Annotated in this window: 14 protein-coding genes; 6 read left to right on the plus strand and 8 right to left on the minus strand. The window is 67.3% G+C overall.

What is annotated here, in order from left to right:
• Positions 1 to 219: 219 nt before the first annotated feature.
• Positions 220 to 621, plus strand: coding sequence for a SirB2 family protein (locus ACIQ7H_RS19210; RefSeq protein WP_395794552.1), 402 nt, complete (start codon positions 220 to 222; stop codon positions 619 to 621).
• Between the two features lie 146 nt (positions 622 to 767).
• Here the strand turns inward: ACIQ7H_RS19210 and ACIQ7H_RS19215 are convergent, their stop codons facing one another.
• Together ACIQ7H_RS19215 and ACIQ7H_RS19220 are read right to left on the minus strand one after the other, a co-directional pair.
• Entirely contained in the window at positions 768 to 1,220 is a 453-nt protein-coding gene (locus ACIQ7H_RS19215) for a cytidine deaminase (RefSeq protein ID WP_395794554.1), read from the minus strand.
• A gap of 123 nt (positions 1,221 to 1,343) precedes the next feature.
• Positions 1,344 to 2,234, minus strand: coding sequence for an MBL fold metallo-hydrolase (locus ACIQ7H_RS19220; RefSeq protein WP_395794556.1), 891 nt, complete (start codon positions 2,232 to 2,234; stop codon positions 1,344 to 1,346).
• A gap of 103 nt (positions 2,235 to 2,337) precedes the next feature.
• On the opposite strand from ACIQ7H_RS19220, the gene ACIQ7H_RS19225 reads away from it, so the two are divergent.
• A complete protein-coding gene (locus tag ACIQ7H_RS19225) occupies positions 2,338 to 3,312 on the plus strand; it encodes a LysR family transcriptional regulator (RefSeq protein WP_395794558.1) in 975 nt (324 codons plus the stop codon).
• 33 nt (positions 3,313 to 3,345) lie between these two features.
• Here the strand turns inward: ACIQ7H_RS19225 and ACIQ7H_RS19230 are convergent, their stop codons facing one another.
• The 4 genes from ACIQ7H_RS19230 to ACIQ7H_RS19245 form a co-directional block, all read right to left on the minus strand.
• Positions 3,346 to 4,956, minus strand: coding sequence for a DUF1565 domain-containing protein (locus tag ACIQ7H_RS19230; protein WP_395794560.1), 1,611 nt, complete (start codon positions 4,954 to 4,956; stop codon positions 3,346 to 3,348).
• Positions 4,957 to 5,009: 53 nt separating this feature from the next.
• Complete coding sequence (locus ACIQ7H_RS19235; RefSeq protein ID WP_395794562.1) at positions 5,010 to 5,480, minus strand: hypothetical protein; 471 nt, start codon at positions 5,478 to 5,480, stop codon at positions 5,010 to 5,012.
• An 18-nt stretch (positions 5,481 to 5,498) separates the two neighbouring features.
• Positions 5,499 to 5,879, minus strand: coding sequence for a hypothetical protein (locus tag ACIQ7H_RS19240; protein ID WP_395794564.1), 381 nt, complete (start codon positions 5,877 to 5,879; stop codon positions 5,499 to 5,501).
• A gap of 475 nt (positions 5,880 to 6,354) precedes the next feature.
• Positions 6,355 to 8,451 (minus strand): cytochrome D1 domain-containing protein, encoded by a 2,097-nt coding sequence (locus tag ACIQ7H_RS19245; RefSeq protein WP_395794566.1) that lies wholly within the window; start codon positions 8,449 to 8,451, stop codon positions 6,355 to 6,357.
• A gap of 391 nt (positions 8,452 to 8,842) precedes the next feature.
• On the opposite strand from ACIQ7H_RS19245, the gene ACIQ7H_RS19250 reads away from it, so the two are divergent.
• Complete coding sequence (locus ACIQ7H_RS19250; protein ID WP_395794568.1) at positions 8,843 to 11,068, plus strand: TonB-dependent receptor; 2,226 nt, start codon at positions 8,843 to 8,845, stop codon at positions 11,066 to 11,068.
• A 288-nt stretch (positions 11,069 to 11,356) separates the two neighbouring features.
• Entirely contained in the window at positions 11,357 to 13,597 is a 2,241-nt protein-coding gene (locus tag ACIQ7H_RS19255) for a TonB-dependent hemoglobin/transferrin/lactoferrin family receptor (RefSeq protein WP_395794570.1), read from the plus strand.
• A 42-nt stretch (positions 13,598 to 13,639) separates the two neighbouring features.
• On the opposite strand, the gene ACIQ7H_RS19260 is transcribed toward ACIQ7H_RS19255, so the two are convergent.
• Positions 13,640 to 14,392, minus strand: coding sequence for a cyclic nucleotide-binding domain-containing protein (locus ACIQ7H_RS19260; protein WP_395794572.1), 753 nt, complete (start codon positions 14,390 to 14,392; stop codon positions 13,640 to 13,642).
• A gap of 57 nt (positions 14,393 to 14,449) precedes the next feature.
• Positions 14,450 to 15,679, minus strand: coding sequence for a hypothetical protein (locus ACIQ7H_RS19265; protein WP_395794574.1), 1,230 nt, complete (start codon positions 15,677 to 15,679; stop codon positions 14,450 to 14,452).
• 174 nt (positions 15,680 to 15,853) lie between these two features.
• Between ACIQ7H_RS19265 and ACIQ7H_RS19270 the strand changes: the two genes are divergently transcribed.
• The gene (locus tag ACIQ7H_RS19270) at positions 15,854 to 17,488 is read left to right on the plus strand and encodes a TldD/PmbA family protein (RefSeq protein WP_395794576.1); all 1,635 of its coding nucleotides are present in this window, start codon (positions 15,854 to 15,856) and stop codon (positions 17,486 to 17,488) included.
• A 17-nt stretch (positions 17,489 to 17,505) separates the two neighbouring features.
• Complete coding sequence (locus ACIQ7H_RS19275) at positions 17,506 to 18,855, plus strand: TldD/PmbA family protein (protein WP_395794578.1); 1,350 nt, start codon at positions 17,506 to 17,508, stop codon at positions 18,853 to 18,855.
• Positions 18,856 to 19,671: the final 816 nt, after the last annotated feature.

The following is a 19,671-nucleotide window of genomic DNA, read 5'->3' on the forward strand; positions in this document are numbered from 1 at the left end:
CCAAGCCAAGCCACAACGCGCCTCAACCTGAGCCCCTCTCCCCGTGGAGCGAGTCGGGGCCGTTTGTCGGCTGCCGGTGGCAGCCGACGGCCCTGCGAGCCCGAGCGGAGCGAAGGTGGGGTTGGGGAGAGGGTTCGGTTCTCGTAGAAGCCGCCAAGCTCGCCAAGCAAGCTCTTCCCGAATCCCGAATCCCGAATCCCGAATCCCGAATCCCAACCCATGCTCGAGTTCTACCCCCAAATCAAAGCCGCCCATATCGCCCTGGTGCTTGCCAGCGGTGGCCTGTTTGCCGTGCGTGGGCTGTTGCTGCTGTTGGGTCAGCAGTGGGCGAGGGCGGCGGTAGTGCGCTATCTCAGCTATACGATCGACAGCGCCTTGCTCACCGCCGCGCTGATGCTGCTGGTGGTTTTGAAGTTGAACCCGTTCACCACCGCTTGGCTGGCGACCAAACTTGTTCTGCTGCTGCTCTACATCGCGCTGGGCGTAGTCGCGATGCGGCGCGAGCGCAGCCGGCCGCAGCGGCTGCTGGCCTACTTCGGTGCGTTGCTGGTGTTCGGCTTCATGTACACGGTGGCGCGGGCGCATCAGCCCTTGGGTCTGTTTGCGGGGCTGTTCAGCTGAAGTGCCTGCGATGGCCTTGACGTGGACCAGGCTTCAGCTGTTCGGGTCTGCTCGTGATGCAGACGCATCCCACGAACACCGGTCAGCCCGCAGAGCGTGAGCGGCCGCTCGCCGATCGACTCGCGATGCGCCGCCCGGCGTGGTGACTACAGCCGGAACCCGAACGGCAGCAGTTCGCCGATGTGCAGGCAGCGCGGCGCGTCGTTTGCGATGAAGTTCACTCGCGCGTCTGGCCCAAGCTCGAAGATCTGCTGCCGGCAGCCGCCGCAGGGTGCGGCCTGCTGCGCTTGCTGCTCGCGGTCGAAGGCCAGCACCACCAGGTCGGCGATGCGGAAGTCCGGGCCTTCCGCCTGCACGCCGGCAGCGATCGCGTGGCGCTCGGCGCAGCCGCCCAGCGGGTAGGCCGAGTTCTCGACATTGCAGCCGCGGTACACCGCGCCGCGCTGCGAGCGGATCGCACAGCCGACGTAGAACTGCGAGAACGGCGCATAGGCCTGTTGCGCGGCGAGTTTCGCTGCGGCCGCCAGCTCGGGATCGAAGCTGGCGACCGCACTGTCGCTCGCGCTGCTGATGGCGGTGTCAGAACCGGAACGATGCATGGCGGCAGGCGCTCGAACGCAAACGGCCGGGGAGCAAAGCGCCAACCGCTGCGGCTGCGGGGCGGATCTGTCGCGACCACTTCGCGGAACCGCAGATGGGCGCGCCACCATGCGCACTCGCGCCTACCAGTCCATCTCGCCGGTGTTCACCTTGGCGCCGATTTCGAGCGCGATGCCCAGCCCGGCATCCGGATAGGCCTGCTGCATCGCTTTGATCAGACCGGCGCCGTCGGCAGCCGTGGCCAGCTCGGACTCGAAGCGGGTGAGGTAGGCGCGGGTGTAAGCGATCTGCGAGGCATCTTGCGCGGCGCCCAAGCGCGCATGGCCGGGCACCACGATCTGCGGATCCAGCGCCGTCATCGCGTCGAGGGTTTGAATCCAGGCCGCGCGGGCCTCGATGCTCTGGGTATCGGCGGTCCAAGCATGCAGGCCGGCAAACACATTGACGCCGCCGACAATCGCCCGCAGCGAGGGAATCCACAGGTAGCTGCGGTGTGGCGCGGCGCCCTCCAAACCGCGGATCTCCAGGGCCTGACCCTTAAGCAGCAGCTCCGTGTCGCTCAAGGCTTCCGGCAGCGGCACGCGCTGCGGCGCATTGGCGCCAAGGCGCGGACCCCACACCTGCAGCTTGGTCTGCAAGCTCGCCTCGATCTTGTCGCGCGTGGCCTGGGTCGCCACCACCTGCGCTGCCGGGAAGTACTGCTTCAACACTTCGAGGCCGAAGTAGAAATCCGGATCGGCCTGGCTGATGTAGATCGTGCGCAAGGTCTTGCGGCTGTCCAGCACCATCGCCGCGATGCGCAGAGCGTCGGCGCGGGTGAAGCCGGTGTCGATCAGCACGGCGTCGGTCTCGCCACTGATCAGGGTCGCGCTGACATGGAAACTGCCTTCGCCGGCTTGATAGGTCTGCAGGCTCAGCGGCGCCGCGGTCTGTGCGGCGACCGGGCCGGCGAGGGCGGCAAGCCCGATCACGCTCGGGGCGAGCAGGCGGGTCACAGCGGCAAGCATGGACATGACGGATTCCTAGGGGTCGGGTGAGGCGCTCACTGTATTCGGCCGTTTTGCAGCGATAAACTCGGCATCTGTTGAAACATTGTTGCGGGATTCGATCAAATACATGGACCGACTGGCCGCCATACAGGTATTCATCGAGGTCGCCGACCGCGGCAGTCTTACCCAGGCCGCCGAGCGGCTCGGCCTGTCGCGGGCGATGGTCAGTCGGCATCTGGCCGGGCTGGAACAGTGGCTCGGCGCGCGCCTTCTGCACCGCACCACCCGCCGCATCAGCCTCAGCGATGCCGGCATGGAGGCGCTGCAGCGCTTCCGGCTGATCGCCGAGCTCGCCGCGGAAACCCAAGCCGCTACCGGCAGTCGTCGGCGTGAAGCGGTCGGCAAGCTGCGGGTGACCACCAGCCTGTCGTTCGCCGAGGCTGAACTCACCGCGGCAGTGGTGGCCTTCCAGGCCGCGCATCCGGGCGTGAGCATCGAGCTGATCGCCTCCGACCATGCGCTCAACCTGATCGATCAGCGCATCGACCTGGCGGTACGCATCACCAACCAGCTCGATGAGGGATTCGTCGCGCGGCCGCTGGCGCGCTGCCGCTCGGTGCTGTGCGCGGCCCCGGCCTACCTGCAGCGACACGGGATTCCGACCCGGCCCGAGCAACTGGCCGAGCACAACTGCATCACCCACGCCTATGGCAGCCGCGCCGAGTACCGGCTGGCGCATCAGGGCGAAAGCCTGCGCATCGCGGTGTCCGGCACCTTGTTCAGCAATGAAACCGCTGTGCTGCGCGAGGCCGCGCTGGCGGGGGCGGGCATCGCCATGCTGCCGACCTACTTCGTCGCCAGCGATCTGCGCGCCGGCACGCTGCAGGCCCTGCTGACCGACTACGAACCGCAGCCAATGGGCATCCACGCGGTCTACCTGTCGCGCCAACATCCGCCGCTGGCGCTGCGCCTGCTGATCGAGTTCCTGGCCGAGCGTTTCGGCGGCGAGAACGCGCCCTGGGATGCACCGTCGGCACCCGCGTTGCGGCAGAGCGAATCGAGCCCACCGGGCCGCGCCTCGCGAGCGACTCGGAGGCGCTGACGGCCGGCGAGCCGCCGCGCGTCCTGCGCAGCGCTACTCGAAGCCGTTGCCGAACAGGTGATCCGGATCAGTCGCCGCGCTGCGGCTGGCCTGCGCGGTGTTGGCATAGGCACCGATATTCATCCGCCCGCCGTTGGGCAGGCTCTCGGCCGAGAAATCCGCGGCCGGGTCACCGGCGTCGATGGCTGGGCTGCTGAGCGCATCCAGCACCCAGCCGGCTGCGGTGTAGCGGCCGCCACGGGAGCGCAGGTGATAGTCGAGGTTGGCTGCGTCGGCGAAGCGCGGATCGGCGCTGAAATTGCCCGTGCCGGCAGCGCCGGTGAGCGAGTACGCGATCGTGTAGCTGCCGCCGGACAGGGTTGCGAACTCGCGGCTGTTGCCCCACAGAACGGTGTTGCGAACGCTAAGCGTCGAGTTGGCCTCAATGTAGATCGCGGCACCGTTGGGCGCGGTGCCCGGACAGACGTGGTCGGCAATCGTGAGCGCATCGAGCTGCACCCGCGATGGTCCGCCCGGGCCGCCGTCGAGGTACAGCGCAGCGCCTGAGCGCGCGCCCTCAGGGCAGCGGTTGCGCACCACCAGATCGTTGCGCATGGTGCCCACGGCGCCCTCGTCCCAGAACACACCGGCGCCGGCGGTCGGCGCGTAGTTGTCGGTGATCAGATTGCCGACCAGGTCCGCGCCGGCGCCGGCGATCAGGATGCCGCCGCCCCAGCCATAGCCGACGCTCGCGCCGACCACGTTGCCGCTGATCACATTCGCGCGCACCTCGGTGGCCGCGCTGGAGACATAGATGCCGCCGCCGTGGTCGTTGTGGCCGGTATTGCCCTGCACAGCATTGCGCAGCAGGCGCGCCTGCCGGCCGCTGACATTGATCCCCGCGCCCTTGCCGGCCAGATTGTCGTGGATGTGGTTGTCCTCGATCCGCAGCAGGCCGGTGCCTGCGCCGCCGCTCTGGTTGCGGGTGTGGATGCCGCCGCCGCGCGAGTCGATGCTGGTGTGATCGCGCGTGCGATTGCCGTGGATTCGGTTATGGCTGATCACGATCTCGCCATTGCCCTCCAGCACCGCGTACACGCCGCCGCCGTGGCCGTAACCGTCCTGCCAGCTGCTGCCGAGGCCCAGCCCGCGGGTGATCTCGAAGCCGTCGAGCACGCAGCGCTGGGCGGTCTGCACATGCAGCTGCACCGCCGGGTTCAGCAGGCCGCCATCGATGATCGAGCGCTGCGCATTCGCATCGCGCTGGCTGAAGTCGGCGCTGAAACCACCCAGCAGGCGCAGATGCGTGCTGCTGGGCGCATTGAAGGCGCCGAGCGCCACGTTCTCGGCATAGGTACCTGCCGCCACCTGCAGAACATCGCCGGCCTTGGCCGCCGCGATCGCTGCGTTGATCGACTGCAGCGGTGCTGCCGCAGAACCATTGCCGCCGGCCGGCGCACCCACGCGAATGCAGATCACCGCCTGCGCGCCGGCCTGCAGCCCGGTGCAGGGATAGCGCTCGCCGTTGTCATGCCCAACCGGGCCTTCACCTACCGCATCGAGCGCGGCCCCGTGCGCGCCCAACTCTGCAGCTGCGGCCGGCGTTGCGACGATGCAGCTGAGCGCCCAGAGCAGCACAAGAAATCCGGCCTCGATTCGCGACATGGCGTGTCCTCCCGGTTCGCGGCCGCCAGCATCGCACGAGCGCGGACCTGCGCTTAGTCGCAGTTGGCGGCGTGCACGTGCCGCTGGGTTCCCGCGCTGTCGCTGCGCAGGTTCAGCAGGCGTGCCCGCAGCTCCAGCCAATCGCCACGCACGAGTCCGCGTGCTGTCCAAAGGCCGAGCCACCACGGCGGATTCAACCAGGACCGCCAGCGCGGACGATCCAGCCAGCCCTGCACCCGCTGCCGCGCCTCATCTTCGGGAAAGAACCAGGGCGACAGCCCCATGCCCGCACTCGCAATCGCGCCCAAGCTGTACAACGCGAACGCGCCACACACCTCGTCGAGCACGATCCGATCCAGTGATTTCAAGCTCAGCCCGGTGGCATGCAGGCGCGCGGCGAAGAGGTCGAGTACCTCAGGCGCGTACTCGGTATCGACCCAGCTTTGGGCGAGCACTTCCCAGACGATGGCGTGGGGGTGGAGCTCGTCGATGCCGTGGATCAAATCCGTACTGGGAGGGCTCATCGATCGTGTTCCCGTTGCTCACACACAGTCGCCGCTGGTGCAGTGAGCGATCAGCACACCCAGAGGTGTCAGTGCCGCCACCAGCCAGCCGGGGATGCAGCCGAGCAATCTCCCCAGCAGGCTGGCCTCGGCTCCCTCAAAGCGCTGCCCGCCAGCCAAGGCCGCGACCGCCGGCGCCAGCGCGCCAAACAACACGATCGCGGCGAGGTCTCGATACAGCGTGTTCGGACCCGCAAGAACGGCGGCGTTGATCAGACTGAGGATCGCGGACAGCGCGACCATCAGCGGGGCCGTCGCCCAACGCAGACGGCGATTGCGGCGACCGGAGGCAAATGACGCCAGCGGAACACAGACAAGCGCCGGCCAGAACATCATCAGGAAGCCGCCCAACTGCTCCATTCGTTTCCTCTGCTCGCCGCTCGATGTCGTGGGTGCACGCTGACGAGCCTACCCGATCAATCTGTGCTTCTGACCCGCGCTTGCGACTGCGGCTGCGCCACCGCGCTCAAACTCGCCTTCACCGCCTCTACAAAGGCCGGATCCGGCACGGTTCCCAGGCGTTCGGCGCGGGCCGGCAGGCGGCCTTCGGGGTCGAGCAGGACCAGGGCGCTGGTGCGGTTGAACTCGCCGTCGGCCAGGGCGCGGGGTCGAGCGTGCGCTTGGCCGCCACGCGGGCGAGTGCAGGGGTGTCGTCGCGGTCGCGGTCGAGGCTGGCCGGCGGCCGACCAGACTCTGTCAAACAGCGCGCGTGCTGAACCTGACCCTGCGTTTGCAAGCCGGCCTGCTGCGGGTGTCGGGATGACCCGAACTGCAGACAGCACAAGGCCCGGGACAGGCCCGGGCCCTGCTGTTCAGCTGCGCGTCTCCGGTGGGTTCAGTACACATCTTTCGCCGTGTTGTAGACATTGAACTTGCCGGTCGGCGTGATCAGACGCGGGTCGTCGATGACGGCCTTCAGGGTGCGCGTTCTGTCATCCACCACAACAATCGCCGAGCGCTGGTCCTTGCCGTTCCAGACCGAGAACCAGACCTCGCTGCCGTCGCGGTTGTACTCCGGCTGCACCACCCGTTTCGGGCCTTCGCCGAGGTTGGCCCACTCGGCGATCGGCAGCACTTCAAATCCGGCGTCGAGGTCGTCGAGGTTGAACACGGCGATGCTCTGGGCCATCGCGGCATCCGGATTCAGGGGGGTGTCGACCCACAGGTTGCGTGACTGCGGATGGGTCTTGATGAACAGCGAGCCGCCGCCCTGGCCCTGCAGCACCTCGACCACCTTCCAGGCTTGATCCGGATGGCCGTCCGGGTCGGTGCCGATCAGGGTGATGTTGGCGTTGCCGAGTGCCGAGGTGCCCCAGACCGGTCCGTACTGCGGGTGAATGAAGTTGGCACCGCGGCCCGGGTGCGGGATCTTGTCGACGTCGATCAGGCCGACCATCTTCTGCTCGCGTGAGTCGACCACGGCGATCTTGTCGCTCTGGTTGGCGGCAGTGAGGAAGTAGCGCTTGGTGACGTCCCAGCCGCCGTCGTGCAGGAAGCGCGCGGCGTCCAGCGTGGTGACTTTCAATGCGTCGATGTCGCTGTAGTCGACCAGCAGGATGCGCCCGGTCTCCTTGACGTTGACGATGAACTCCGGGTGCTCGTGGCTGCCGACGATCGCGGCCACGCGCGGCTCCGGGTGGTACTCCTGCGTATCAACCGTCATGCCGCGGGTGGAGACGATCTTCAGCGGTTCAAGCGAAGGTCCATCCAGCATCACGTACTGCGGCGGCCAGTAGGCGCCGGCGATCGCGATCTTGTCCTCGTAACCGGGGAACTTGCTGGTCTCGACCGAGCGCGCTTCGAGGCCGATCTTGATCTCGGCGACGCGCTCGGGCACCGGCATCCACAGGTCGATCAGATCGATCTTGCCGTCGCGGCCGATGGTGTAGACGTAGCGCATCGAGTGGCTGATGCGCGAGATGTGCACCGCGTAGCCGGTCTTGATGATGTTGATGATCTCGTAGCTGTCGCCATCGATCAGCGCGATCTCACCCGAATCGCGCAGAGTCACCGAGAAGATGTTCTCCAGCTTGTAGTTGTTCATCTGCCGCGTTGGGCGCTCGGCTTCCGGCACCAGGATCTTCCAGCTGGCCAGCATCTCCGGCATGCCCCATTCCGGCGGGTTGGGCGGGGTGTGCTGGAGGAAGCGCGCCATCAGGTCGACCTGCTCGGCGCTGAGCTCGCCGCCGGTGCCGAAGTTCGGCATGCCCGCGGGCGAGCCGAAGTTGATCAGCGCCTTCAGATAATCGGTGCCCTTGGCCTGGGTGATGTCCGGGGTCAGCGGCTTGCCGGTGGCGCCCTTGCGCAGCACGCCGTGGCAGCCGGCACAGCGCTGGAAGAAGATCTCGCTCGCAGCCGTGAACTCGGCCTCGCTCATGTCGGGCGCGCCGGGCGTGCGCACCTGTTTGACCTCGACGCCGGCTACCCCGCTGGGCGCACCCTCGTAGGCGGCCTGGGCCTGGCTGGTGCCTGGATGCGCCTGGCCCTGGGCCGGGTCGGCCGAGGTGCCGCTGCTGGCGCGGACCGCGGCGACCTGCTCGGCGCTGATCGCGTCGCCGCCGCTGTTGATGCCGCTGTTGACGTAGCTGAGGATCGCCGCGATGTCGGCGTCGCTGAGATGACTCATCGCCGGCATCACGCCGTTGTAGTCCTTGCCGCTCACGGTCATCGGGCCGGACAAACCCGTCAGCACCGCGGCGATCAGTGCCTCGGCGCTTTGGCTCGTCAGCCAGTCCGAACCCTTCAGCGGTGGGAAGGCGCCAGCGAGGCCCGCGCCATCGGGTTGATGGCAGGCGGCGCAGTTGGCGAGATAGGCGGCCTGGCCGGCCTCGGCGGCGGTTTTCGGCGCGCGTTCGTTGACAGTGTCGCTGCTGCAGGCGGTGGCGCTGAACAACATCAGCGCGAGCGCGCTGGCGATGTGGCGGTAGCGCATGGCGATCTCCTTCGGATGGCATGCCCGGCGCGGCGTATCCGCACCGTTCGCCGGCAGCATCGCCCTGCCACCACCGGCTCCGAACTGATCCAGGTCAGCTGATCGCGTGATTGTCGAGATGGCCGTTGATGTGCCTGTGGCTTCGAGATCCGCCGGCCGCCAGAAGCCGGGGGCGTTGTTCGCCGCCGTGCAGAAGACGCCTGCACGCCCAAGCCGAGGGCCGTTGCCACAGGTCTGACAAAAAACTGACGCCAAAGCGTCGTCAGCACGTCAACTCCGTTGCCCATCGTCCGCGTCGCGCGGGGTTCGGCCCCGCCCGCAGACGCATCGGCGACGCCATCCGCCGTGCGCCGATCTTCCAATGCATGGCGACTCCCCAAGGTCCTCCCCCGTGAACCGTACCCATCTGCTGGCTCTTTCGATCGCGTTGGCGCTGCAGCCAGCGCTTGTTCTGGCCAACACGTCTGCCGATACCTCGGCCGCCTCCAGCGCCGACCCGCTCCAACTCGATGCCATTTCGGTCATCGGCGAGGGTGAAACCCGCCAGGTGCAGAAGCTGTCGCCTGCCGACCTGCAGCGCAGCGCGCCGGGCACCAGCCCGCTGAAAGTGATGAGCCGCCTGCCCGGGGTGAATTTCACCTCGTCCGATCCGTTCGGCGCCTACGAATGGTCCACCCGCATCACCGTGCGCGGCTTCAACCAGAACCAGCTGGGCTTCACCCTCGATGGCATCCCGCTCGGCGACATGAGCTATGGCAACCACAACGGCCTGCACATCAGCCGCGCCGCGCTCAGCGAGAACATCGACCGCGTCGAGCTGGCCCAGGGTGCCGGCGGCATCAGCACCGCCTCGACCAGCAACCTTGGCGGCACCGCCCAATTCTTCACCCGCGCGCCTTCGCTTGATCCCGGTCTGCGGGTGTCGCAGATGGTCGGCAGCGATTCGACCACGCGCAGCTTTCTGAGCATCGACACCGGCGAGCGCAAGGGCGTGTCCGCGTTCGTGAGCGGCGTGTATGCCAGCACCGACAAGTGGAAGGGTGACGGCCCGCAGGAGCAGTGGCAGTTCAACGGCAAGGCGGTAATGGCGAGCGAGCAGTGGATGCTGACCGCCTACGCCGCGACCTCGCGCCGGCAGGAAACCGACTACGGCGACCTGTCGCTGGAGTCGCAGCGCCGGCTGGGCTGGGACTGGGACAACTACGCGCCGGACTGGCAGCGCGCCCTCAATGCCGCACGCGGCCAGTACAGCGGCGCGGTCAACTCGCTGGACGATGCCTATTACCTGGGCCGCGGCCTGCGCGACGACGACCTCGCCGCGCTGACCTTCGACTGGCAGGCCAGCGACGCGCTGGCCGTGCAGCTGCTCGGCTACTACCACCGCAACGATGGCCAAGGCCAGTGGGCGACGCCCTACCGGGCCTCGTCGACGGCCGTGCCGATCTCGATCCGCACCACCGAATACGACATCGAGCGCAGCGGTGTGATCCCCAGCCTCAGCCTGGCGCTGGATGGACACACCGTCAGCGCCGGCGTCTGGCGCGAGAACAACGTGCATGGTCTGCAGCGCAACTTCTACGACCTGACCGCCGCACCGGACCGGATCTTCTTCTATCGCGATCCTGATCTGCGCGTGTTCCGCCAGCGCTTCGACATCGAGACCAGCCAGTACTGGCTGACCGATCGCATCGACCTGATGGACGGCCGCCTGAGCGCCGACGTCGGCTTCAAGGGCACCGAAGTCGAAGTGGTCTCGACCAACCTGATCGGCAGCCGCGCCGGTGGCCGCATCGTCGCCAAGGACAGCTTCCTGCCGCAGGCCGGACTGCGCTTCGGTCTGGGCGAGGGCAGTGAGCTGTTCGCCTCCTACACCGAAAACCTGTCGGCCTTCCGCGGCGGCGTCAACGGCCCCTTCAGCACCAGCCAGACCGCCTTCAATACCTTCGCCGCCACCCTGGAACCGGAAACCTCGGACACGCTGGAACTGGGCGTGCGCTTGAGTACGGATGCGTACAAGGCCTCGCTGGCCGTGTACACCGTCGACTTCCAGAACCGTCTGCTGGCGATCGCGCGCTGTGCCGGCATTGTCGGCTGCCCGTCCTCGTTCGCCAACGTCGGTGACGTGCGCTCCACCGGCGCGGAGACGACCTTCGTGCTGCGTGCGTCGGACTCGATCGAATGGTTCAACTCGCTGTCGTACAACCGCTCGGAGTACCGCTCCGACTACCTCGACGGCAGCACCGTGGTGCCCGTACGCGGCAAGCGCGTGGTGGATGCGCCGGAGCTGCTGTTCGCCTCCGAGCTGAGCTACCGCAGCGGTGGGCTGGAGGCGCATATCGGCGGCAAGTTCACCGACGAGCGCTTCATCACCTACACAAATGACAGCAAGGTCGAAGACTTCTGGCTGGTCGATGCCGGCGTCAGCTACAGCTGGGACGACCTCGCGATGTTCGAGAGCGTCAAGCTCGGCCTGAGCATCAACAATCTGCTCGACAAGGATTACTTCGCCACCGTCGGCAGCAACGGCTTCGTCACCTCCGATCCGCAGGGCCTGAACTACACCCTGCAGTCGGGCGCGCCGCGGCAGTTCTTCCTCAGCCTGGATCTGCGCTACTGAGTCACTCCGCGGCTGCGGGGCCACGCCTCGCAGCCGCGGAGTCCGGCGTCGTCATCGGACGCTGCCGCCGTTGGATTCCGGCGAAACTGCTCCTGCGGTGCGCTCACCCGCTGCTTCGCGGCACCGCTTGCTGCCAGGTCCGGGTCGCTGTCGCCGCCGAGCTGATCCAGATCAACTGATCGCGTGTTCGCCAGGACTGCGCCGGCCGCACTTGAGATCAGTCAACTTCCAATGCGCCCGCTGCTTCCAGTCTGGTCAGGTCAACCACGACCGTTCTGGAGCGCAGCCATGTTGTCGATGTCCCGTCCCAATCCACTGGCGCGCGCGCTGAGCTTCGCGCTGGCGGCGCTGGTGCTGCCCAGCGTTGCGCACCCCGCCGCGCCGGCTGCTGCCGCCGAGCCCACCCGTTTGGACCAGATCGTGGTGGTTGCGCGCCGCGTGCCCGAACCGCTGTCGCAGGTCGTCTCCAGCGTCAGCCTGATCGACCGCGAGCAGTTCGAGTCACGGCTGGCGGTGGATGCCGCTGATCTGCTCCGCTACGTGCCCGGCCTGCACATGGACAGCGAGCCCAGCCGCTTCGGCGCGCAGGGCGTGTCGATTCGCGGCCTTGGCGGCAATCGGGTGCGGGTCGAGATCGATGGCGTGCCGCTGCCGGATGCGTTCGCGGTCGGCCAGTTCGCCGCCGCCGGGCGCGACCTCGGCGAGCTCGCCAGCATCGAGCGCATTGAAGTGCTGCGCGGCCCGGCTTCAACCCTGTATGGAAGCGATGCGCTGGCCGGCATCGTCGCGATCCGCACGCGTGACCCGCAAAGCCTGCTGTCGATGAGCGGCGGCGACAGACACTTCGGACTGCAGACCGGCTATGCGGGGCGCGATGCCAGCCGGCAGCTCGGATTCAGCCATGCTTTTGCAGGTGCGCAGGGGCTTGAGGGCCTGCTGGTCGCCTCGTTGCGCCAAGCAGGCACGCCGGGCAATCGCGGCGAAACGCCGGCTGAGGACGCCAACCCCAGCGACCGCCTGGCGCGCAGCCTGCTCGGCAAGCTCGGCCGCGGCTTTGGCGCGCACGGCCACTGGCAGCTCGGTTTCGAGCATCAGCGCAGCGCGGTCGAGACCGATGTCGTCAGTCAGCACTTTGCGCCCGGCCGTTTCGCCACAACCTATCGGCTGCTGGGTGACGACGCCCAGCGCCGCAATCGCGTGAGTGTCGCCTCGCGCTGGGAGGCGCCGCTGTTCGGCTTCGAGCGCGTCGAGGCCCTGCTGTACACGCAGGACAGCGCAACGCGTCAGGACACCGAACAATTCCGGCTGGCCGATCGCGCCACGCCGTTCGCATCCCTGCGCTGGCGGCGCTTCGAATTCGAGCAGCGCGACCTCGGCCTGGATCTGCTGGGCACGCGCAGCTTCCGCACCGGTGCCCTTTCGCATGAACTGCTGGCCGGGCTGGAGCTTGAGCGCAGGCGCTATCAGGGCCAGCGCGACGGCACTGAAACCAATCTGCTGACCGGCGGCACCTCGACGATTGTTCTGGGCGAGCGCTTTCCGGTACGCGATTTTCCAACTTCGGTCAGCGAACGCCTCGCGGTGTTCGTGCAGGACGAAATCAGCCTCGGCCGCTTCGCGCTGATCCCCGGTTTGCGCTTTGACCAGTACCGGCTGGACGCGCGGCCGGACGCGATGTTCATTGAGGATTACCCCGAGGTGGAGGTGGTTGACGGCCGCGAGGACAGTCTCACCAGCAAGCTCGGCCTGCGCTTTGCCGCTTCTGAGCGGAGCCAGCTGTTTCTACAGTACGCGCAGGGTTTTCGCGCGGCACCGTTCTCGGATTTGAACATCGGCCTGTCGCTGACCTTGCTCAACTACGAAGTGCGGCCGAACCCCGCGCTCAAGCCCGAGACCAGCCGCGGCCTGGAGGCGGGTTGGCGTTTCAGCGGCGAGCGCATGCACGCCAGCGTGTCCGTCTATCGCAACGACTACCGTGACCTGATCGAATCGCGCGCCAACCTGGGCATCGATCCGAGCAGCGGTGCGCTGGTGTTCCAGTCGGTCAACCGCGACCGTGCGCGCATCGAGGGCATCGAGGCCGAGCTCGACTTGGATCTGGCTGGCCTGAACGCGCGGCTTGAGGGCTTCAGCCTGAACGCCGCGCTGGCGATGGCCGATGGCGACGACAGCCGCCGTCAGCAGCCGCTGAACAGTGTCGACCCCGACACCGCCGTGTTTGGCTTGAACTATGCGGCCGGCAGCGGACGCTGGGGCGCCGAACTGATCGCCACCGGAGTGCGCGCCAAGCGTGCACTGGATGAAAGCGCTGGCGCCTTGTTCGCCCCACCCGGGCATGCCGTGATCGATGCCTTCGTCTGGATGCAGCTGCACGAGCGCCTGCGCCTGAACCTCGGCGCATTCAACCTCGGCGACCGTGCCTACTGGCGCTGGGCCACGGTGCGCGGCCTGGCCGCCAACGTGACCAATGCGGGCTTCTACACCCAGCCCGGGCGCAGCCTGAGTGTCAGCCTGGCGCTGCAGTTCTAGCCCGAGGCGGAAGCGGCGCGTGCCGGCTTCCGGCGCGGCCGCCTATTCGCGCAGCACCGGCTTGGCGAGCGCCTCCAGCCGGCCGAGTTGGATCACCTCGAACTCGCGCCGGTCGACCCGCAGCAGGCCTTCATCCTGGAACCGCCGCATCACCCGCGACACGGTTTCAGCGGCCAGCCGCAGGTAGTTGGCGATATCGGTACGCGCCATGCTCAAGTTGAAGCGGGTGGGCGAGAACCCGCGCGCGGCAAGGCGGCGTGAGAACGAGACCAGAAACGCGGCCATGCGCTCATCGGCGCTGAAGTCGCCGGCCAGCAGGGCGGCCTTGTTGATGTCCTGGCTGAGCAGGCGAAACAACTGCGCCTGCAGGCCGGGCATGCGGCTGGCCAGGGTGGCCATCATCGGGAACGAAAACCGGCACAGCATCACCGTGTCCAGCGCCATCACATTGCACGGAAAGCGCGCGCTGTGGATCGCGTTCAGGCCGATCACCTCGCCCGGCAGGAAGAAGCCCAGCACCTGTTCGCGGCCGCTGGCATCAACGGTGAAGGTCTTGACCGAGCCGGCGCGCACCGCGGCGATCGCATTGAACGGATCCCCTTCGCGAAAGATGTAATCGCCAGTTGCGAACGGCCCGATGTGTTCGACCAGGCAGTGCAGCTCCAGCAAGGCCGATTTGTCGTAGCCTTCGGCCCCGCAGGCGCCCGAAAACGCGCAGGTCGAACAGAATCTGAGTTCGTCGCCGTCATCGGCGATCGGATTGGCACGGGGGTGAAAGGCGCTGCTGGAGGTCATGGCGGGCAAGGGCTGGCGAGCGCGGTGCCTGATCCTACGCGATGCATATCGTGCGTCCTAACGCGGCGCCAGTGCGGCGCACAGTAGGGACAGCAGCAGACGCCCGGCCGGCAGCACCACCAGGCCGCTGCGGTCGAGCTCGCACAGGCCTGCATCGGCAAGCCCGCGCAGGGCCGCGAACTCCGCTGCGAGATGCTGTGCCAGCTCGAGCTGATGACGCTCCTGCAGCGGCCCGAACTCGATCCGGTCGCCGGTTTCCAGTGCGTCGAGCAGATCCAGTCGCAGCAGTGCATCGGCATCCAGCCGGCAGCCCGAGGCGAGCGGAATCTGTGCCGCATCGAGCGCCGCCGACCACGCACCGGCAGCGGTCGGACTGACCCAGCAGGCGTCGGCGACGCGGCTGCGCGACGCCGGGCCGAGTCCGAGTTGATCGCAGCCCAGCCCGAGCGGCGGATTGAAGCGCGGCCAGGGCTTGATCGCCTCGCAGTCGTCGCCGCGCCGCACGAAGCGATCGAAGCCGAGCGGTCGATAGCCGGCGTCGAGAACGCGCGTGTATAGATCTGCCAGGGTCTCCGTATCGCTGGCGCTGGCAGCGTTCGGCGGTGCCGGGTCCAACCTCAGCCGATCCGGGGAAAGCGCCAGCAGCGCGGTCACGCAGGCGCTGTCGCGGGTGCCCAGCAGCCAGCGAAGGCTCAGGTTCAGGCCAGCGCTGCGCAGGCCGGCGCCGCGAGCGCGGCTCAGTGCAAACGCGCCGTGCTCAAGTGCTGGGCCGTCATCGTTCGGCTCCAGCCGCACTGGCCACATCAAGCGGTTGATGCCGAGTGCGGCCAGGCGCTCCAGCTCGCCCGCGCGCAGCTGCGCCGGGTCCAGATGCAGACCGAACTCGCGGTCCGGCGCCGGGCTGAAATAGAACTGGCGCGACAGGCTGTACAGCAGCTCGGCCAGCGCCTCCGCAGCGGGCACTCGCGAGGTCGACACAGCGTTGGACGGCGCCAGCGCAAACACATCCAGCGCCACCACATCGCGGTCGCGATCGAAGCGCGGCCCGATCAGCTCGATCTCCCGCGTCAGCCGCGCCAGCTGCGCTGCGAGCGCGCCCGCCGAGGCCTCCGTCGGCAGCTGCACCTGCAGCGACAGCGGCCGCGGGATCGGGTCGGCATTGCTGCTGCGGATCGCCGCCAGCGCACTGCGCGCCACAAATCCCGGCTGACCGCGCGGAGGCAGCACAGGTGCGGGTCGCAGCAGATGCTGCTTGAGCAGGGCCGGGGCGAAGGCGGATGCGTACATGCGCCGCACTTTAGGGGCGTTGCCGCGCGCAGCGCCTTGATGCAGGTCAGCTGCGGCGGTGACCCGGGCTTGTGGCACATGCTGCTGTTTCGCCCGCGGTGCACTGTCCATGCCGCCCACCCCGCAGCCGCGCGGTGCCGAAGACCCTTCCCTCATGCATGCGCGGAGACCGCCATGGACAGACGTGACTTTCTAACCATCACCGGGATCGGCGCCGCCGGCCTCCTGCTGGCCCGCCCCGGCCGCCTGATCGCCGCCGAAGAGCTGCTTGACGGCCGGATTGATCTCGCGATCAAGAAGGCGCTGGCCGATCGCGCGCTGAGCGCCGCCACCGAGGCCGGTGCCAGTTACTGCGATGTGCGTATTGGTCGCTATCTGAATCAGTTTGTCGTCACCCGCGAAGACAAGGTGCAGAACGTGGCCAGCACCGAGTCGATCGGCGCCGGCATCCGCGTGATCGCCAATGGCACCTGGGGCTTTGCCGCCACCAGCACCTTGACCGCGGAGGCGATCGTGGCCGCCGCGCTGGAAGCGGTGGCGATCGCCAAGGCCAATGCCGGCGTGCAGATCGAGCCGGTGCAGCTGGCGCCGGTGAAGGGCGTTGGCGAGGTCAGCTGGGCCACGCCGATCAAGAAGAACGCGATGGAAGTACCGCTGAAGGAGAAGGTCGACCTGCTGCTGGCGGTGAATGCCGCGGCGATGGCGGCCGGGGCCAGCTTCGTCAACTCGACCCTGTTCGCGATCAACGAGCAGAAGTACTTCGCCTCCACCGACGGCAGCTACATCGATCAGGACGTACACCGCCTGTGGGTGCCGCTGCAGGTCACCGCGGTCGACAAGAGCACCGGCAAGTTCCGCTCGCGTGCGGGCCTGTCGACGCCGGTCGGCATGGGCTACGAGTACCTCGACGGCAGCGCCGCCGAGCGGATCGAAATGCCGGGCGGCGTGATCGGTTATCGCAACAGCTACAACATGATCGAAGACGCCACTGCCGCCGCGCAGCAGGCGGTCGAGAAGCTGAAGGCGCCCGGCGTGAAGCCCGGCAAGTACGACCTGGTGCTCGACCCGCAGCACCTGTGGCTGACCATCCACGAGTCGGTCGGCCATCCGCTGGAGCTCGACCGCGTGCTCGGCTACGAGGCCAACTTCGCCGGCACCAGTTTCGCCACGCTCGACAAACGCGAGGCCAAGTTCCAGTACGGCAGCGACAAGGTCACCCTGTTCGCTGACAAGACCCAGGTCGGCAGCCTCGGCGCGGTCGGTTTCGACGATGAAGGCGTACCAACCAAGCGCTGGGATCTGGTCAAGGATGGCGTGCTGGTGAACTACCAGGCGATCCGCGATCAGGCCCACATCATCGGCGAGAAGGAATCGCACGGCTGCTGCTATGCCGATTCCTGGAACGCGGTGCAGTTCCAGCGCATGCCGAACGTGTCGCTGGCGGCCGGCAAGGACGAGCTGACGCCGGAGCAGCTGATCGCCGATGTTGAGAACGGCATCTACATCGTCGGCGCCGGCAGCTTCTCGATCGATCAGCAGCGTTACAACGCGCAGTTCGGCGGCCAGCTGTTCTACGAGATCAAGGAAGGCAAGATCACCGGCCCGCTGGAAGACGTGGCCTACCAGATCCGCACGCCGGAGTTCTGGAACGCCTGCGACGGCATCTGCGACGAGCGCGACTACCGCATGGGCGGCAGCTTCTTCGACGGCAAGGGCCAGCCCTCGCAGTCGTCGGCGGTCTCTCACGGCTCGGCCACCGCCCGCTTCCGCGGCATCAATGTCATCAACACCGCCCGCAACCTCGGCTGAGCGACTCGGAGAACGAAATGAGCATGTATACCGAAGCCGACGCCAAGGCGATCCTCGACAAGGTGATTGCGCTGGCCAAGGGCGATGAGTGCATCGCCACCCTCGCCGGCAACCGCCAGGGCAATATCCGTTTTGCCCGCAACTCGGTGTCGACCAGCGGCGTGGTCAATGAAGTGAACCTCACCGTGCAGGTGGCGTTCGGCAAGCGCAGCGGCATCGCCACCACCAACAGCTTCGACGATGCCTCGCTGGAGCGCGTGGTGCGGCGCGCAGAAGAACTCGCCCAGCTGGCGCCGGAGAACCCCGAGTTTGTTCCGGCCGTGGACAAACAGACCTACACCGCGACCCCGACCTTCGTGCAGGCCACCGCCGACATCGACCCGGCGTTCCGCGCCAAGGTCGCCGGTGATTCGATCAAGCCCTGCCGTGAGGACAATCTGGTCGCGGCCGGCTATCTGGCCGACGAGACCGGCTTCATGGCCACCGCCAACAGCCGCGGCAATTTCGGCTACCAGCAGCTGAACTCGCTGGACTACACCTGCACCGTGCGCACTGCAGACGAGACGGGCTCGGGCTGGGTCGCGCGCAACCTGGCCGACGCGTCCAAGTTCGATGCCTCCGCCGAGATCAAGACCGCCATTCGCAAGGCCAAGGGCAGCCAGGACGCCAAGGCGCTGGAGCCCGGCAAATACACGGTGGTGCTGGAGCCGGCAGCGGTGTCCGGCCTGCTGATGTTCATGCTGTTCGGCTTCGACGCCCGCCAGGCCGACGAGGGCCGCAGCTTCCTGTCCAAGAAGGGCGGCGGCAACCGCATCGGCGAGAAGGTGTTCGACGAGCGCATCAACGCCTTCGCCGACCCCAGCCACCCGGATGTGCCGGTGCTGCCCTGGGACATGGAAGGCATGGCCCGCGCCAAGCACCCGATCATCGAGAACGGTGTGGTCAAGCACCTCAACTACTCGCGCTTCTGGGCGCAGAAGAATGAGCTCACCCCGATCGCGATGCCGGGCAACATCATCATGAGCGGCGGCGACAAAACCACCGACGAGATGGTCGCCTCTACCAAGCGCGGCATCCTGGTGACCCGCACCTGGTACATCCGCATGGTCGACCCGCAGACCGTGCTGCTGACCGGCCTGACCCGCGACGGCACCTTCTACATCGAGGATGGCGAGATCCGCCACCCGATCAAGAATTTCCGCTTCAACGAATCGCCGATCATCATGCTCAACAACATCGAGGAGCTGGGCAAGACCGAGCGCATCAATGGCGGAGCGGGTGTCGGTGGCGGGCCGGGGTTGTCGATGATGGTGCCGGCGATGAAGGTGCGGGATTTTACGTTTACTTCGTTGTCGGATGCGGTTTGAGGTTGGGTTACGTCTGGGTCTGATGGGTTCCCCGAGCGGGCATAGGGTGGGTCTTGACCCACCGGCACTGCGCTCTGTCGCGGAACAAGTTGTGCCTTAGGAGCGCTCGGGCTGCGCCAATAGCACGAGTCTCGACCCACCGGAGCTGTTTTGTTCTTTCGGTGACCGAAGCGGGTAGCAAGATCAAGAGCTTTCGGTCGGCCCTGCGGGCCGGCCGAGTCACTTTCTCTTGAGTGGCCAAGAGAAAGTAACCAAAGAGAAGGCCACCCCTCGTCCGCGCCCTGCGTGCATCCTGCACTTCGGGTACGCGTGAGTCGGTCGGGGTTTTCGGACAGGCCATCCTTGGCCTGTCAAAAACCTCGCCGGCATCCCTGCCGGCGACCCTTCGGGCTGATCGACCGCCTCCCGCCGCTCCCCAGGGGCCCCGGGCAGAGCGCGGGCGTCGTGCCCGCAGAAGCCTGAGCGGAAGCCACAGCCGAAGCCACAGCCGAAGCCAGAGCTGAAGCCGAAGCCGAAGCCACAACGCTCCTCAACCTGAGCCCCTCTCCCCGTGGAGCGAGTCGGGGCCGTTTGTCGGCTGCCGGTGGCAGCCGACGGCCCTGCGAGCCCGAGCGGAGCGAAGGTGGGGTTGGGGAGAGGGTTCGGTTTTCCTAGCAATCACCAAGCTCGCCACGCAAGCTCTTCCCGACTCCCGACTCCCGACTCCCGACTCCCGACTCCCGACTCCCGACTCCCGACTCCCGACTCCCGACTCCCGACTCCCGACTCCCGACTCCCGACTCCCGACTCCCGACTCCCGACTCCCGACTCCCGACT

The organism is Aquimonas sp. (assembly GCF_044377145.1).
Taxonomy (GTDB): domain Bacteria; phylum Pseudomonadota; class Gammaproteobacteria; order Xanthomonadales; family Xanthomonadaceae; genus Aquimonas.